This window comes from Flavobacterium sp. GSP6 (assembly GCF_003984855.1).
Classification (GTDB): domain Bacteria; phylum Bacteroidota; class Bacteroidia; order Flavobacteriales; family Flavobacteriaceae; genus Flavobacterium.
Map to the genome: position 1 here is coordinate 47,016 of NZ_RYDO01000010.1, position 15,296 is coordinate 62,311.

At 35.9% G+C, this 15,296-nt stretch carries 15 protein-coding genes; 3 read left to right on the plus strand and 12 right to left on the minus strand.

The annotated features are described in order from the left end of the window. Positions 1-127: 127 nt before the first annotated feature. The 3 genes from accD to EKM03_RS10950 form a co-directional block, all read right to left on the minus strand. Positions 128-982, minus strand: coding sequence for an acetyl-CoA carboxylase, carboxyltransferase subunit beta (accD, locus tag EKM03_RS10940; RefSeq protein ID WP_126457459.1), 855 nt, complete (start codon positions 980-982; stop codon positions 128-130). A 108-nt stretch (positions 983-1,090) separates the two neighbouring features. Beyond that, positions 1,091-2,158 (minus strand): class II fructose-bisphosphate aldolase, encoded by a 1,068-nt coding sequence (gene fbaA, locus EKM03_RS10945; RefSeq protein WP_126457458.1) that lies wholly within the window; start codon positions 2,156-2,158, stop codon positions 1,091-1,093. A 59-nt stretch (positions 2,159-2,217) separates the two neighbouring features. After that, positions 2,218-4,785: a BamA/TamA family outer membrane protein gene (locus EKM03_RS10950; RefSeq protein ID WP_126457457.1), complete on the minus strand. Its 2,568-nt coding sequence runs from the start codon at positions 4,783-4,785 to the stop codon at positions 2,218-2,220. Positions 4,786-4,822: 37 nt separating this feature from the next. Here EKM03_RS10950 and EKM03_RS10955 point away from each other — a divergent pair, with 37 nt between their 5' ends. Beyond that, positions 4,823-5,548 (plus strand): RNA methyltransferase, encoded by a 726-nt coding sequence (locus EKM03_RS10955; RefSeq protein ID WP_126457456.1) that lies wholly within the window; start codon positions 4,823-4,825, stop codon positions 5,546-5,548. Between the two features lie 53 nt (positions 5,549-5,601). Here the strand turns inward: EKM03_RS10955 and EKM03_RS10960 are convergent, their stop codons facing one another. The 4 genes from EKM03_RS10960 to EKM03_RS10980 all read right to left on the minus strand — a co-directional run bounded on the left by EKM03_RS10960 (position 5,602) and on the right by EKM03_RS10980 (position 8,454). Continuing rightward, on the minus strand, positions 5,602-6,306 hold the full coding sequence (locus EKM03_RS10960; protein WP_126740421.1) for a porin family protein: 705 nt from the start codon (positions 6,304-6,306) through the stop codon (positions 5,602-5,604). Position 6,307: 1 nt separating this feature from the next. Further along, entirely contained in the window at positions 6,308-7,039 is a 732-nt protein-coding gene (gene ubiE, locus EKM03_RS10965) for a bifunctional demethylmenaquinone methyltransferase/2-methoxy-6-polyprenyl-1,4-benzoquinol methylase UbiE (protein ID WP_126457454.1), read from the minus strand. 597 nt (positions 7,040-7,636) lie between these two features. Next, positions 7,637-8,119 carry a dihydrofolate reductase gene (locus EKM03_RS10975; protein WP_126457453.1) on the minus strand — a complete coding sequence of 161 codons (483 nt, stop codon included), beginning with the start codon at positions 8,117-8,119 and terminating at the stop codon, positions 7,637-7,639. Positions 8,120-8,121: 2 nt separating this feature from the next. Continuing rightward, positions 8,122-8,454: a 2TM domain-containing protein gene (locus tag EKM03_RS10980; RefSeq protein ID WP_126457452.1), complete on the minus strand. Its 333-nt coding sequence runs from the start codon at positions 8,452-8,454 to the stop codon at positions 8,122-8,124. A 238-nt stretch (positions 8,455-8,692) separates the two neighbouring features. Here EKM03_RS10980 and EKM03_RS10985 point away from each other — a divergent pair, with 238 nt between their 5' ends. Continuing rightward, complete coding sequence (locus tag EKM03_RS10985; RefSeq protein WP_126457451.1) at positions 8,693-8,989, plus strand: isoamylase early set domain-containing protein; 297 nt, start codon at positions 8,693-8,695, stop codon at positions 8,987-8,989. A gap of 22 nt (positions 8,990-9,011) precedes the next feature. Here the strand turns inward: EKM03_RS10985 and EKM03_RS10990 are convergent, their stop codons facing one another. The 5 genes from EKM03_RS10990 to EKM03_RS11010 form a co-directional block, all read right to left on the minus strand. Next, positions 9,012-9,836 carry a thymidylate synthase gene (locus EKM03_RS10990; RefSeq protein ID WP_126457450.1) on the minus strand — a complete coding sequence of 275 codons (825 nt, stop codon included), beginning with the start codon at positions 9,834-9,836 and terminating at the stop codon, positions 9,012-9,014. A 12-nt stretch (positions 9,837-9,848) separates the two neighbouring features. Beyond that, positions 9,849-11,153 carry an amidohydrolase family protein gene (locus tag EKM03_RS10995; protein WP_126457449.1) on the minus strand — a complete coding sequence of 435 codons (1,305 nt, stop codon included), beginning with the start codon at positions 11,151-11,153 and terminating at the stop codon, positions 9,849-9,851. A gap of 153 nt (positions 11,154-11,306) precedes the next feature. Then, a complete protein-coding gene (locus tag EKM03_RS11000; RefSeq protein ID WP_126452972.1) occupies positions 11,307-11,936 on the minus strand; it encodes a bifunctional nuclease family protein in 630 nt (209 codons plus the stop codon). 138 nt (positions 11,937-12,074) lie between these two features. Beyond that, positions 12,075-13,055, minus strand: a complete 981-nt coding sequence (locus EKM03_RS11005; protein WP_126452975.1) for an electron transfer flavoprotein subunit alpha/FixB family protein — start codon at positions 13,053-13,055, stop codon at positions 12,075-12,077. Between the two features lie 102 nt (positions 13,056-13,157). After that, complete coding sequence (locus tag EKM03_RS11010; protein WP_126452978.1) at positions 13,158-13,904, minus strand: electron transfer flavoprotein subunit beta/FixA family protein; 747 nt, start codon at positions 13,902-13,904, stop codon at positions 13,158-13,160. 224 nt (positions 13,905-14,128) lie between these two features. Here EKM03_RS11010 and EKM03_RS11015 point away from each other — a divergent pair, with 224 nt between their 5' ends. Continuing rightward, positions 14,129-15,196, plus strand: a complete 1,068-nt coding sequence (locus EKM03_RS11015) for a pyruvate dehydrogenase complex E1 component subunit beta (protein ID WP_255416277.1) — start codon at positions 14,129-14,131, stop codon at positions 15,194-15,196. Positions 15,197-15,296: the final 100 nt, after the last annotated feature.

Genomic DNA, 15,296 nt, shown 5'->3' on the forward strand with positions numbered 1-15,296 from the left:
GTAAACACTTAATTTTAAATATAATGGCATAACAAAAAACAGCTTCCAATATTTTTTTGGAAGCTGTTTTGTTTGGTATAAAGAGAATGTAGCGCAAATATAAAATCCCAATTGCTTGGGATTTTATTTATCGAATATCATTGTTCTGAATCAAATCAATGTACAAGTTGATCTTGTCTTTCAATTCTTTTCTTGGTGTGATAAAGTCTAAGAAGCCATGTTCGAGTAAAAACTCAGCAGTCTGAAAACCTTCTGGTAAATCTTTACCAGTTGTGTCTCGTACTACCCTTGGGCCAGCAAATCCTATTAATGCGCCTGGTTCAGATATGTTGATGTCACCTAGCATCGCGTAGGAAGCAGTTGTTCCTCCAGTTGTTGGATCTGTGCATAACGAAATATAAGGCAGTTTTGCTTCGGCAAGTTGTGCTAACTTAACAGATGTTTTGGCTAATTGCATTAAAGAATAGGCAGCTTCCATCATTCTGGCTCCACCTGATTTTGAAATCATCACAAAGGGCATGTTGTTTTTGATGGCGTGATCAATTCCTCTCGCTATTTTTTCACCTACAACTGCACCCATAGAACCACCAATGAAGGCAAAATCCATACAGCAAATAACTAAATCTTTACCTTTTGATTTTCCAACTCCCGTGCGTACTGCATCCTTGAGTTTGGTTTTTTCCATTACATCTTTCAAACGATCTGCATATTTCTTGGTATCAACAAAGTGCAAAGGATCTTTAGATGTCATATTCTTGTCTAATTCAACAAATTCATTGTTGTCAAATAAGATTTGAAAATATTCAGCACTTCCAATTCTGACATGAAAACCATCTTCGGGACTCACAAATAAGTTGCGAGCTAGTTCATCGGCATCAATGATTTTTCCGGTTGGAGATTTGTACCAAAGTCCTTTTGGAATATCCATTTTGTCTTCGGTAGCGGTAGTAATCCCTTTTTCTTTTCTTTTAAACCAAGCCATTTCTTTAGTATTCAGTGTTCAGTAATCAGGTATTCAGTGTTTTGTAATCAGTTTTAGTGTTCCATTATCAGCATTTGAGATCTGAACACTAAAAACGGACCACTATTTTTATAATGTATTCACATTGTTCAAGTCAGCAAATGCTTGCTCAAGTCTTGTGTTGAAAGTAACTTCACTTTCACGCAACCATTTTCTTGGGTCGTAATGTTTTTTGTTTGGAACATCAGCGCCTTCTGGGTTTCCAATTTGAGTTTTCAAATAGTCAATATTTTTAACCATGTAATCACGAATTCCTTCTGTAAATGCAAATTGCAAATCAGTATCGATATTCATTTTTATTACCCCGTAGCTGATCCCTTCTCTTATTTCTTCTAATGTAGAACCAGAACCACCGTGGAAAACGAAATCTACTGGATTAGATCCTGTATTGAATTTATTTTGAACAAAATCCTGAGAATTTTTCAAGATTTTTGGAGTCAATTTTACATTTCCGGGTTTGTACACTCCATGTACGTTTCCAAAAGCAGCAGCAATTGTAAATCTTGGGCTTACTTTTGAAAGTTCTTCGTATGCGTAAGCAACTTCTTCCGGTTGTGTATATAATTTAGAACTATCAACATCAGAGTTGTCTACACCATCTTCTTCACCACCTGTGATTCCAAGTTCGATCTCTAATGTCATTCCCATTTTACTCATTCGTTCTAAATAGCCTTTGCAAATTTCGATGTTTTCTTCGATAGGCTCTTCAGATAAATCAATCATGTGAGACGAAAACAATGGTTTTCCGGTTTTAGCAAAATGTGCTTCGGAAGCATCTAATAGGCCGTCTATCCAAGGTAATAATTTTTTCGCACAATGATCCGTGTGCAGTATTACGGTTGCTCCGTAAGCTTCCGCCAAAGTATGAATATGTAATGCACCAGCAATTCCGCCAGCTATAGCTGCTTTTTCACCAACATTCGAAAGTCCTTTACCTGCATTAAATTGTGCTCCTCCATTAGAAAACTGAATGATAACAGGAGCATTAAGTTTTGCTGCAGTTTCAAGGACACCATTGATTGTATTTGATCCAGTAACGTTTACTGCCGGAAGTGCAAATCCTTTTTCTTTTGCGTAATTGAAAATTTCTTGTACTTGATCTCCTGTAGCTACGCCCGGTTTAATAGTATGTGCCATTGTGTTTTTTTTAGTTATTTTTTAGTTTTTAGTTTTGCAAAAATAAGAATTATTTAGCATTAGAACGGGTAATTTATTCCAAAATTTAAAACAGAGTTTCCAAAATTATATTCTTGAAACCATCTTTTACGGGTTTCGTTGGCAGGATTATAGGTTTTAAATCCTAAATCAAAACGAATTACAAAAAAACTCAGGTCATATCGAAGGCCGAATCCCGTGCCTAATGCAATGTCTTTTAAGTCGCTGAAACTGGTAAATGTTGATTTCTCATCCACCACATTATCCAATACGTTCCAAATGTTCCCGGCATCAGCAAAAAGGGCCCCTTTTAAATTGCCTAATATTTTAAATCTAAATTCACCACTAATGGCAATTTTCATGTTGGCTTCATTAAAATCATCTACAGCTCCGCTACTCCCGGGACCTAAGCTGTATGGTTGCCAGGCTCGGTTGTCATTTGAGCCCCCAGAAAAATAACTCCTTGAAAAAGGAATGTAATTTGAATTGCCAAATGGGACTGCAATACCAAAAAAGGATCGAAAGGCAAAGATCTTTTCTTTAGATAAATCCCAATGTTTGATGTATTCAAATTCTGTTTTTAGGTATTCAGAGTATTCTAAATTAAATATCTCATAATTACCGGTGACATTTTCTTTTTGATTTGTCGTTTTTGCAAAAGCTGACAATAGTGTTCCCGCTGATTCTATTTTTGTTCTAAAGAGATAAAAATCATTGTCTAATAAGTCTTTCTTTGTTGTTTTTGAAAACGTAAAACTTGTAGCGAGTATAAAATCGTTTTCCGTAAGTCGGAGTCTTCTTTCCTCAATGCTTTTTACACTTTCTATATCAGCACTTTCTAATGGTTTTAAGAAACTCGCATTGCCTGATAAGACATCACGGGTAAATCCAGTTGTGCCTCTTTCAATGACTAAATTCCTATCGATATCATTGTTGTAGTAGTTAGGGTTGGTGTTGTATTGCTTCCCTATGGCATTCAATGCTCTGTAAGAAGAGTTGTAAACAAAGAAATAATTATTGGGATTTAGATTGCGAACAAACTGGGTGTTGAACAGGTCAAATCGGGCAGTATGGTTTCTTTTTGGAGTCCAATTGTACGATAGTGCTCCCGTGAAATTTTCTTTGTCTAACCCCAGATTTCTTTGTTTTGCAAAACCGACTGTGATTAGTGTGGAGGGAATCATGCTTTTTGGAATGATTTTTTCAGTGCTAAAGGGAATGAAAATTCTAGGAATATTTAATTTTAAATCCAACCCGTACTCGGATACATTAAAAAAATTATTATTTGGATTGGCAAGATCTTGTGAGGAACCTATATTGCCACGGGCTGCAATTTCCAGTGTTTCAGCACCATTAAAAACATTTCTGATTGTTTCTGAAACACTCAATCCGATACCAAAATCCTGAATGTTTGAATGAGTAACATCTAGTGTAGTCCCAAAACTATATTTTTTGCGGGGAGTCAGGTATACTTTAGCGATCAGCGATTGTGCAGTACTGTCTCTTTTGTCAACTTCATATTGTATGGAGGGGTAGTTGAATACTTTGAGGTTGTTCAGGTAGCGTGTGGTCAAGACTGTTTTGTAATCAGCATACAAACCTCCCTTTGTAATGAATATGGCGTTAGTTATCGCGCGAGGTTTGTATTTTAATTTTTGATGGCTGTATAAATTGAAGTTTTTGTAGGTTGTACTATCTGTAATAGTCCGGTTGTTATTCTCTGAGGAATAGTCCGTATAAATATTTACATCACTTATTTTATAAATTTTAAAAGGCACCGTTTTGCTAGAATCCTGATCTTGGTACGAATAATTATTAATGACCAGGTTTATATTTGCTTGATTTACTTTTTTAATCGTGTCAATATCAAAAGTAACGTAGTTGGACTGAAAATAATAGGCTCCGTTATTTCTGAAATGAGTGGTAATTCGGTTTTTTTCATTCTCAAAATCTTCTGTTTTGTATTGATTGCCTGATTTTAGAAAGGTATTGGATTTATTGGTTTGGTATAAAGAGTCTAATGCTGGAGTTAAAATAGTGGTTTTTAAAGTATCTAGGAAAAAGGCATTTCCGGGCGTTATGGCGTATTTTATTTTAGCTTTTTTAAGGCTCAGGGTGTCTATGTTGTAATTTGCATTTACATTAAAATAGCCATTGTTGAAATAGTAATATTTCAATCGCAATACTGATTTGTCAGCTCTTTCTTTGTCGATAATTACAGGAGGCTCTCCTGTTTTTTTTAAAAAATTATGGATGCCATAATATAAAAAAGACTTTCCGAGTCTGTTGACTTGTTTTTCAGACAGCCATTTGGATTGTCTTTTGTATTTTTCGGGATTGTTAGCAAACTTAGCCTGATAGGTTGAATCTGGATTTAGATTGGCAAGATTGTAAAGGTTCAAGCGCAAACGATAGCCCAGCAAGGTACTGTTTGGTTTTTGATACAACTGATTAAAAATAGTTTCCTCCTTAATGGATTTGCCATTGGCCTCGATTTCATTTTTTGTAAGCAGCAATTTCCCGTCAGGAACTCTTTTTACAGCGTCACAAGCGCAAATTAGTATTGCAATTACAATAAATGCAGTTATTTTTGTAGAAATTTTTTTCAAGTGTTCTAAAATATTTAATTCAAAAGTACATTATTTTATGGTTAGTAAAAACCAAATAAAGCTTATAACGAGTTTGCAGCAAAAAAAATATAGGATAGCCAATAAATTATTTTTTGCCGAAGGTGTCAAAGGAATTGAGGAACTATTGGATTCTAATTTTGAATTGGAACATTTGTTTACCACCCAAAATGATTTTGATTCGGTAAGCCAAGAAAAAAAAACCATTATTTCAGAAAATGATTTAAAAAAAGTTACAGCATTGGCTACTCCGAATACGTGTTTAGCCGTTTTTAAGATGCCAGTAGAAAAATCAATTACTGAAACCGGTTTGATTCTAGCGCTTGATTCTATTCGGGATCCTGGAAATTTAGGGACTATATTGCGTTTGTGTGACTGGTTTGGGATACAACAAGTCTTGTGTTCAAAGGAAACGGTGGATCTGTATAATCCAAAAGTGGTTCAAGCAACCATGGGTTCCATTGCCCGGGTGAATGTTAATTATGTTGATTTGAATGTTTTTTTAGCGCAGACAAAACTTCCAATTTTTGGGACCTTCATGGATGGAGAAAATATTTATAAAGCAACTCTTCCTCAACAGGGAATTATTATCATGGGGAATGAAGCTAATGGAATTTCTCCGGCTCTTGAAAATGAGGTCCACAACCGACTCACAATTCCTCGTTTTGGGAATCTTCAAAAAACGGAAAGTCTGAATGTGGCTGCAGCAACAGCAATTGTCTTAAGTGAGTTTTGTAGAGGCTGATAGCAACGCGCAGTCATAGTTTACGGGAGAACTTAAAACGGCCAAACTACTTTTTAATGGAAAGTAAAATTAATTAAAATGGCTCTGGTCTTTAAGGCTTCAATGTTTCCTGTCCAAGGACTGCTGGGGTCATTGTCTCTAATTAGTTCGTCATTAAGTCCAAAAACACCTCTTATGGAAGGCGAAAATATAAAATATTCGGAAAAAAGGTCAATTCCAAAGCCTAATTCATAATTAGTAGTCCATGATTTAACTCGAAAGCGTTCCTGCAAATTATCATCCATCAACTTAGAGTTGCTGGATAAGTTTAAAGTAGCTGACAATCCTCCCACTAAATAGGGGCGAATATTGCCCGTTCTTAGGGAGGAAAATTTCAACAATAAAGGAAAATGAATGTACGTGCTGTTCACTTCTCTAAGCGCATCGCCACTGTTTGAAAAATCAGGGTAATACAAGTCTCTTTTTGTGTAATACAATCCAGGTTCAAATCGCAAGTTAATGTATTCCTGTAATTTTACATCACCAATAATTCCCACATTGAAACCGGTTGTTTTTTTGACCAGTATATCAGGGCCTTTCATTTTATAATCAATTTTAAAATCATAGGAATTGAATCCTAAGTAAAAGCCATAATAAACTTTCTTTTTTTGAAAATTTTCCAAATTAACAATGGGATCTTTGCTGAAAATAGTTCGAGACTTTTGGGCGTATCCGTTTAGAATAAAAGCAAAAAAGAGTAAGGCAATTATTTTTTTCATGTTATTTTTTAGAAGCTGAGTAAATGGTGGCCACACCAAAGGTTTGCGGTAATGCTACAACATCTATAAACCCAATTTCTCTTAAAATATTGTTTAACGCCTCACCATAAGGAAAAGCGGCAGCTGATTCAGATAAATAACCGTAGGCAACGTTATCCTTAGAGAATAATTTACCTATCAAAGGCAGGATGTTTTGACTGTAAAAAGTATAGCCTTGTTTGTAAGGCGTTTGGTCTGGCACTGACGTTTCTAAAATTACAAATACACCATTTGGTTTTAAAACTCTTAAAATTTCAGCTAATCCTTTTTCCAGCGTTTCAAAATTTCGAACACCAAAAGCAACGGTAATCGCATCAAAATAATTGTCTTCAAAAGGCATGTTTTCTGAGTCGCCCAAAATCATTTCAATAGTAGCAGTAAGGTTTTTGGCAGCAATTTTTTGGACGCCAACTTCCAGCATTCCGGCAGATATGTCTAAGCCAATGATTTTTTCAGCATTGGTTTGTGCCATTAAAATCGCTAAATCTCCGGTGCCCGTAGCAATATCCAGGATTATTTTTGGATTGGATTTCGCAACCATCTGCAAAACTTTTTTACGCCATTTTATATCAATTCCAAAAGAAATGACACGATTCAATTTATCATAGTTGCCTGAAATGGTGTCAAACATTTGAGCAACCTGTTCTTTTTTACCTAAGGCAGAACCTTTATAAGGAGTTATCTTTTCTGACATTTTTTTTATGCAAATATAATACAAACGGGATGAACTAAAAACGAGTTCTTTAAATTAGAAGCAAGTTTTGTTTTATGTGCCGGAATGATTTTTTGCGTATTAAATAAGACTAAGTCCGTTAAAATAAGAAACATTTTTTTATTTGAAATATCACTAAAAGTGGGTATTGTATCTCCGATTTTTATTGCGCAAATTTGGTATTCAAGAAAGAACCATATTAAATGATTAAAAAAGAGTCAGTGAACCTAATCAAATGGATATTTTTAGCGCTATTTATCTCATTTGTTCTTGTTAGCTGTTTTGAAAATGCTGTTTTACAAGGCAGTATTGTAGTTAAAGCGCATCATACGTTCTTAGGATTAAATTTGTTTTTGGAAATTTTAATTTTTTTCGTCTTTAGTACCTTCGTGGTATTTGGTATTAAAGGCTTTTTTGAGATGTATTCTCAAAAAACATCAAACATTATAATCTTCGTTTCTGGAGTGTTACTAGTGTTTGTAATTTTTATATTAGTTTATCAAATACTGTTTCAAGACTAGGTCATTGCTCTTAATCAATGGTTAAAAAAAAACATCCCCAAAAGGATGTTTTTTTATTTTATTTCCTAACGAATGTCTGGTAGGAATAATCGTAAAGATGCTTTTCATCCTTCTCATTAAATTCCGAAACTATTATTTTCCATTCGGACTCATTAATCGCAGGGAATCTGGCATCGCCTTCAAAGGAGTGATGTACCCGTGTGATTTCTATTTTATCAGTAAAAGGAAGTCCCAAAGTATAAATTTCGCCGCCACCAATTATAAAGGTGTCTTGGTCTTTTGGACAAACTTCCAGTGCTTTTTCAATACTATCAACAATTATGCATCCTTCAGCGTGATACTCTTTTTGTCGGGTGATTATGATGTGGGTTCTGTTTGGTAATGGTTTGGGAAAACTTTCAAATGTTTTTCTCCCCATTATGATATGATGCCCGGAAGTAAGTGATTTGAATCTTTTAAAATCGTTGGGCAAATGCCAGATTAATTCATTGTTTTTTCCTAGCGTATTATTCTCGGCTACGGCCGCAATCATTACTATCATAATTATTTAGGGTCGTCGTTAGATACTTGCGTCTGTAATTGGTCTATTTTCTTTTTTTGCAAAGCGACCAGGCGGTCTATTTGTTCTCTTTCCCAATCTTTATTCATAAATCGATCCGTGATGAAAATTTTTATAAAATGCAAAATAAAAAGGAATAGCCATATTGTAATAACCCAAAGATACCAATACGAGACTACCGTACTATCAAGGAAATTATGAGCAACAAATAGCAATAAACTTCCCAATACAAAAAGAACAAAATGAAAATACAATCGTTTCTTTTGTTTTATTCTTCGTCTTGCATATTCATATTGTTCGTGTAATTCTTTTTCCATCGCTCTGATTTTAGTTTATAAAGGTAAAATTTATTTTGCAAAGTCACTATTTTGCCTCAGGATTATTTCAACAGAAAACGTATTCTGATTTTTGAATAGTAAATTTACGATCCTTTAAATTATTGAATTTATCAAAAATTAACATAGTTTACGGCATTCCATTAAAACTTCACAGGAGCCATTGAAACTTCAATATATTACATTTACTTTGTTTTATAAACCTATAAATGAATATGTTATGCCGATTAAAAAACAATTTGTAAAAACAAAGCCAGTTTGTAAAGTTACTTTTTCGGTAGCGGCAAAGGCAGCAAGTCATGCTTCTGTTGTGGGTGATTTCAACAATTGGAATGTTGTTGAAGGGGTTTTAAGCAAATTAAAAAATGGAACTTTCAAGGGGGTATTTGATGTGGCCAAAGACGCCGCTTACGAATTCAAATACGTTATCGATGGTGTATTTGTCAATGAGCCAGAGGCAGATTCTTTCAAATGGAATGCGTTTGCAGGAAATGAAAACGGTGTTTTAGTAGTATAGCTAAACACCGTTTTTTATTGTTTTATACCGCAACACTTCCTTTTATCGCGGCATGAGGTTCATAGCCTTCAAGGGTAAAATCTTCAAAACCAAACGCGAAGATGTCTTTTATATTGGGATTTAAAATCATTTTTGGTAATGGTTTTGGCTCACGGGTCAATTGCAATTCCAGTTGTTCAAAATGGTTGTTATAGATATGTGCATCGCCAAAAGTGTGAATGAATTCACCAGGTTCTAGATCACAAACCTGTGCAATCATCATGGTGAGTAACGCATACGAAGCGATATTAAAAGGAACTCCTAAAAAAATATCAGCGCTTCGCTGGTACAACTGACAAGATAGCTTACCCTCAGAAACATAAAACTGAAAGAACGCATGACAAGGCGGCAAGGCGGCTTTATTGTTGCTTACATTTTCGTCAAATGATTTTGTCGTGTCAGGCAGAACCGAAGGATTCCATGCTGAAACCAGCATTCTACGGCTGTTAGGATTCGTTTTTAACTCTTTAATTAATTCCGATATTTGATCAATTTCTTCACTATTCCAATTGCGCCATTGGTGGCCGTAAACAGGTCCTAAATTTCCATTGGCATCAGCCCAAGCATCCCAAATTTTAACGCCGTTTTCTTGAAGATACTTAATATTTGTGTCTCCTTTTAAGAACCAAAGCAATTCGTAGATAATGGATTTTAGGTGTAGTTTTTTAGTAGTGACCATCGGGAAACCTTCATTTAAGTCAAAACGCATTTGGTAACCAAAGACACTTTTTGTCCCGGTTCCCGTACGATCTCCTTTTTGACAACCGTTTTTCATTACGTGTTGTACTAAATCTAAATATTGCTTCATTGTCTCTTGATTCTATTGTGCGGTAAGCGGTTGTTCGTTTTTATATACTTTTCCGTCTTTCATTACAAATACGACCTTTTCCAGAGTTTTGATCGCATTCAAAGGATTTTCATCCACTGCAATGATGTCTGCCAAAAAGTTTTCTTTGATTTGACCTGCTTCATTTTCAAGCCCTAATAACATAGCATTCGTAATCGTTGCTGATTGTATCGCGGCTAATGCAGGCATTCCGGCTTCAACCATATATCCAAATTCTTTTGCATTTGTACCATGAGCAAAAACGCCGGCATCAGTTCCAAAAGCAATTTGGACTCCTTTTTTATACGCCTTGGCAAAAGTAGCTTTCAGTTGTGGGCCAACTTCTCTGGCCTTTGGAACTACGATGTCAGGATAAAAACCAGTAATTTCTGCATTTTTTTCTACTTCTTTTCCAGCCGTTAAGGTAGGAACTAAATAAGCATCGTATTTTTTCATTAATTCCATTGTCTCTTCACTCATAAAGGTGCCGTGCTCAATGGTTTTTATACCGCCCAATATGGCTCTTTGCATTCCTTCGTCGCCATGGGCATGGGCAGCGGTGAGCATGTTGTAATCTTTGGCTGTTGTGGTGATGGCTTTAATTTCCTCTAGAGAGAACTGCGGATTTTTACCGCTTTTTGCCACGCTCAAAACACCACCTGTAGCTGTAATTTTAATAACATCAGCTCCTTCTTTATAACGCTCTCTCACTGCTTTTACTCCTTCTTCTGGAGAATTGATTACGCCTTCATGTGGACCTGGATCGCCTACCAGTTTTCGGTTGCTTCCGTTAGTAGGATCTGCATGACCGCCTGTTGTAGCAATTGATTTTCCGGCAGTAAAAATTCGAGGACCTTTTACGATTCCTTTATTGATGGCATTTCTTATGGAGATATTTACTCCGGTTCCACCTAAATCCCTCACCGTAGTGAATCCGGCTAGAAGAGTGATTTCGGCACATCGAACGGCTTGAAATGCAACATCAGCTTCGTTGTCTATATATTTTGACATGTAGCTCTTAGTGTCATGTTCGCCTTCTATGTGAACATGTAAGTCAATAAGACCCGGTAAAACATATTTGTTTTTCAGGTTGATCTCAATGTCTTCAGGCTTGACTTTAGCGATAAAACCCTCTTGTACTTTTGTAATTTTGTTTTTAGAAACAAGGATCGTTTGGTTTGTTAATTCTTTACCTGATAGTGTATTTAAAATTTTTCCACAATGCAGATAATAGTCTTGGGATGAGGCAGCTGAACAAATAAATAATGTTGAGAGAAGTAGGAAGTGGTTTTTTTTCATAGCTTATTTTTATCAATTTTATAAAAGAAACATGGTACTAAGTGTTTTTGGTGAATTTAAGTGTATTTATTCAAAAACAAGCGATTCAATCCTTTGAAATTTAGTAACAATCTGATTTCATTTCAATCCTACGGAAAGTAAAAATGGGTACAATTACAATTCTCTCTTTGAGATTTCATCTCTAATTTTTGCGGCTTTCTCATAATCTTCGTGCGACACGGCTTGATCTAACAATTCATTTAATTCCGGCAGACTGTGTTTAGAATAGGTTTCTCCGGATTGATTGCTTTCTTCTTCACGACCAAAAGTGTCCGGATTAGAAAGTACATCGTCAATTTCCTGCGAGTCTTTATTAGGATCTAAAGGATTTGATTTTAAATAAATTCCGGCTTTGTCCAGAATGTTTTTGTAAGTGAATATAGGTGCGTTAAAACGCAATGCTAACGCAATGGCATCTGAAGTTCGGGCATCAATAATTTCTTCAATTTTATCCCTTTCGCAAATGATACTCGAATAAAAAACACCGTCCACAAGTTTGTGAATAATGACTTGTTTGACTACAATGTCAAATCGTTCTGCGAAGTTTTTGAACAAATCATGGGTCAGAGGACGTGGTGGTTTTATTTCTTTTTCCAATGCTATAGCGATGGATTGGGCTTCAAAAGCACCAATGACAATGGGTAATTTTCGTTCTCCGTCAACCTCATTCAAGATTAATGCGTAGGCTCCGTTTTGAGTTTGACTGTATGAAATTCCTTTTATAGATAGTTTAACTAAGCTCATAATTGATGTAATGGGAAAGTACGAGGTACTTTTTTTAATAAAAATCAAGCAGCAATTATAAAAAAGAAATGCTACTTAAAAGCAAAGATACAAATATCTTATTTTTAAGTAGCATTTAAATTAATGGGATGCTATAATTTATGAATTCTGAGCTTTGAAAGCTTTAAACTTCTCAATCAATTGCGGTATAATTTCAAACGCGTCACCTACAATTCCGTAATCCGCTACTTTGAAAAAAGGCGCTTCGGGATCACTGTTGATGACCACTTTTACTTTAGAAGAGTTGATTCCCGCAATGTGTTGAATCGCTCCTGAAATTCCAATTGCAATATAAAGGTTTGTAGCTACCGGTTTTCCTGTTTGCCCAACGTGTTCTCCGTGAGGTCTCCATCCTAAATCAGAAACTGGTTTTGAACAAGCAGTTGCAGCGCCAAGAACAGTCGCTAACTCCTCTACCATTCCCCAGTTTTCCGGACCTTTCAATCCACGTCCAGCCGATACTACAATATCCGCATCAGCTATTGAAACTTTTCCAGAAACTTTTTCAACTGATTCTACTTTTACACCAAAATCAGCTTCTCCAATATTTGGGTTAAAATCTTCCTCGGTTAATGTTGAAGGTGTTTCAAAAACTCCATACGAGTTTTTGGCAAGCCCAAGTACCTTTACGTCTGTGGCAATTTCAGTGATATTGAACGCTTTGTTTGAAAAAGCATTTCTTTTTACTTGAAAAGGCGACGTTGAAACTGGTAATCCAACCACATTTGACGCATAGCCGGCTTCTAAAGCTACTGCAACAAGTGAGGAAAGATAAATACTGTCTGTAGTGGATGAAAGTAAAACTAACTTTACGTTTTCTTTTTGGGCGGCTTGTTTGATCACATCAGCGTATGCTTTTGCAGTAAACCCGGATAATTTATCGTTGGTTACTTTTAATACTTTGTCTACTCCGTATTTTGATAATTCAGAAACATCCCCAGCATTTACGGTTACAGCCGTAACAGTGGTTCCTAGACTTTCGGCTACTTTTTTTGCATAGGAAGCCAATTCGAATGCTACTTTTTTAAATTTTCCTCCCGAAGCGTCGGGAGCGTATTCCGCGTATATTAATATTGACATGATTTTTTTATTTTAGTCTTAAAGTTTAAAAGTCTAAAGTCAAAAAGGGAAATTAGTGTAAACTTCTATTCATTTGACTTTTGACATTCCGCTTTATGACAGTTAGATTACTTTTGCTTCGTTATGTAATAAATTGATTAATTCATCTAAATTGTCAGCAGCAATCAATTTTACGGCTGATTTAGGAGCTGGTTTTTCAAATTTTACTGCTTTTGTATTCACAGCAGCGTCAACAGGCTCCAGTATTGTTAATGCTTTTGTTCTTGCAGTCATGATTCCTCTCATGTTTGGAATACGCAAATCTTTTTCTTCCACCAAACCTTTTTGTCCTCCAATGATTAATGGTAAAGTTGTAGCAACGGTTTCTTTTCCACCATCAATTTCACGAACTGCTTTTACATTAGTTCCATCAACAGTAAGACTTGTACAAGAATTAAGGAAGTTGTATCCTAAAATCCCGGCTATCATTCCAGGAACCATTCCGCCATTATAGTCTAAAGACTCTTTTCCGGCAATGATTACATCGTAACTTCCGTTTTTAATTACTTCAGCAAGTTGTTTGGCTACGAAAAATCCGTCAGTAGGAGTTGCGTTCACACGAATGGCTTCGTTAGCGCCTATTGCCAGCGCTTTTCTTAAAGTAGGTTCGGTTTCTGGACCTCCAACATTTACAACAGTAACCGTTGCGCCTTGTTGTTCTTGGAACCAAATAGCGCGTGTCAAACCAAATTCGTCATTTGGATTGATTACATATTGAACTCCATTGGTGTCAAATTCAGAATCGCCGTTGACAAAGTTAATTTTTGAAGTAGTATCAGGAACGTGACTGATGCAAACTAATATTTTCATACTGATATATTTAATTATTCGTAATTTCTTTTACAAATTTAAAATATTAATTTGAATAATATACTATGCATGCATAATATTTTACAGAACTACTACGTTTTCGTAGCCCGGATAGCAGCGGCATCCTTCTTGTGGCTCCTTTAGCCACAGGAAGATACAGCGGAGAGCCGGAAATAGCTCCTGAAAATTATCGCTATAAATCCTGAATTAATTTAGAGTAATTTATGCTTTTAAATGATATTAAATATTTATTTTTGCTTTTCGAAAATTATCCTTCGACTGCGCTCAGGAGGACAAAATATAAAAAAAATATGAGAACGATACAATTTAGAGAGGCCATTTGCGAAGCGATGAGTGAAGAAATGCGTCACGATGAGTCCATATACTTAATGGGTGAAGAAGTTGCAGAATATAATGGTGCCTACAAAGCATCTAAAGGTATGCTGGCTGAATTTGGCGAGAAAAGAGTCATTGATACTCCTATCGCTGAGCTTGGTTTTACTGGTATTGCAGTAGGATCAGCCATGAATGGATGCAGACCGATTGTGGAATACATGACGTTCAATTTTTGTTTAGTAGGTATTGACCAAATCATAAATAATGCTGCCAAAATGCGTCAGATGACGGGTGGACAATTTAATGTGCCAATCGTTTTTCGTGGTCCAACAGCTTCGGCAGGACAATTAGGAGCAACGCACTCACAAGCGTTAGAAAACTGGTTTGCGAATACTCCGGGTCTTAAAGTGGTAGTTCCCTCTACGGTTTATGATGCCAAAGGTTTGTTGAAAGCGGCTATTCGTGATAACGATCCTGTGATTTTCATGGAATCTGAACAAATGTATGGGGATAAAGGTGAAGTTCCAGATGGCGAATATGTAATTCCGCTTGGAGTTGCTGATATCAAGCGTGAAGGTACGGATGTGACAATTGTTTCTTTTGGAAAAATCATCAAAGAAGCACACATTGCCGCGGATGAATTAGCCAAAGAAGGAATTTCTTGTGAAATTATCGATTTGCGAACTGTACGTCCTATGGATTATGAGACGATTTTAACATCGGTTAAAAAAACAAATAGATTAGTAGTTCTTGAGGAAGCATGGCCTTTTGCAAGTGTGGCTTCTGAAATTACCTATATTGTTCAAGAACGTGCTTTTGATTTCTTGGATGCGCCTATTCAACGCATTACGACTGCAGATACGCCAGCGCCGTACTCTCCGGTTTTATTGAAAGAATGGTTGCCTAATGCTGGTGATGTAGTAAAAGCGGTTAAAAAAGTACTGTATAAAAAATAGTCAGTTGGAATCGTTTGAGTTGGAATAAGGGCTAATAACCCGTTTTTTAATAATCAATTAATCCTGCGGTCTTAATTAACTATATTTGAAACTTCATCAA

Bases quoted from the DNA above. Each gene is read 5' to 3' on its own strand.
- accD (WP_126457459.1), bottom strand. From the start codon at position 982: ATGGCTTGGTTTAAAAGAAAAGAAAAAGGGATTACTACCGCTACCGAA.
- fbaA (WP_126457458.1), bottom strand. From the start codon at position 2,158: ATGGCACATACTATTAAACCGGGCGTAGCTACAGGAGATCAAGTACAA.
- EKM03_RS10955 (WP_126457456.1), top strand. From the start codon at position 4,823: ATGGTTAGTAAAAACCAAATAAAGCTTATAACGAGTTTGCAGCAAAAA.
- EKM03_RS10960 (WP_126740421.1), bottom strand. From the start codon at position 6,306: ATGAAAAAAATAATTGCCTTACTCTTTTTTGCTTTTATTCTAAACGGA.
- ubiE (WP_126457454.1), bottom strand. From the start codon at position 7,039: ATGTCAGAAAAGATAACTCCTTATAAAGGTTCTGCCTTAGGTAAAAAA.
- EKM03_RS10975 (WP_126457453.1), bottom strand. From the start codon at position 8,119: ATGATAGTAATGATTGCGGCCGTAGCCGAGAATAATACGCTAGGAAAA.
- EKM03_RS10980 (WP_126457452.1), bottom strand. From the start codon at position 8,454: ATGGAAAAAGAATTACACGAACAATATGAATATGCAAGACGAAGAATA.
- EKM03_RS10985 (WP_126457451.1), top strand. From the start codon at position 8,693: ATGCCGATTAAAAAACAATTTGTAAAAACAAAGCCAGTTTGTAAAGTT.
- EKM03_RS10990 (WP_126457450.1), bottom strand. From the start codon at position 9,836: ATGAAGCAATATTTAGATTTAGTACAACACGTAATGAAAAACGGTTGT.
- EKM03_RS10995 (WP_126457449.1), bottom strand. From the start codon at position 11,153: ATGAAAAAAAACCACTTCCTACTTCTCTCAACATTATTTATTTGTTCA.
- EKM03_RS11000 (WP_126452972.1), bottom strand. From the start codon at position 11,936: ATGAGCTTAGTTAAACTATCTATAAAAGGAATTTCATACAGTCAAACT.
- EKM03_RS11005 (WP_126452975.1), bottom strand. From the start codon at position 13,055: ATGTCAATATTAATATACGCGGAATACGCTCCCGACGCTTCGGGAGGA.
- EKM03_RS11010 (WP_126452978.1), bottom strand. From the start codon at position 13,904: ATGAAAATATTAGTTTGCATCAGTCACGTTCCTGATACTACTTCAAAA.
- EKM03_RS11015 (WP_255416277.1), top strand. From the start codon at position 14,129: ATGCTTTTAAATGATATTAAATATTTATTTTTGCTTTTCGAAAATTAT.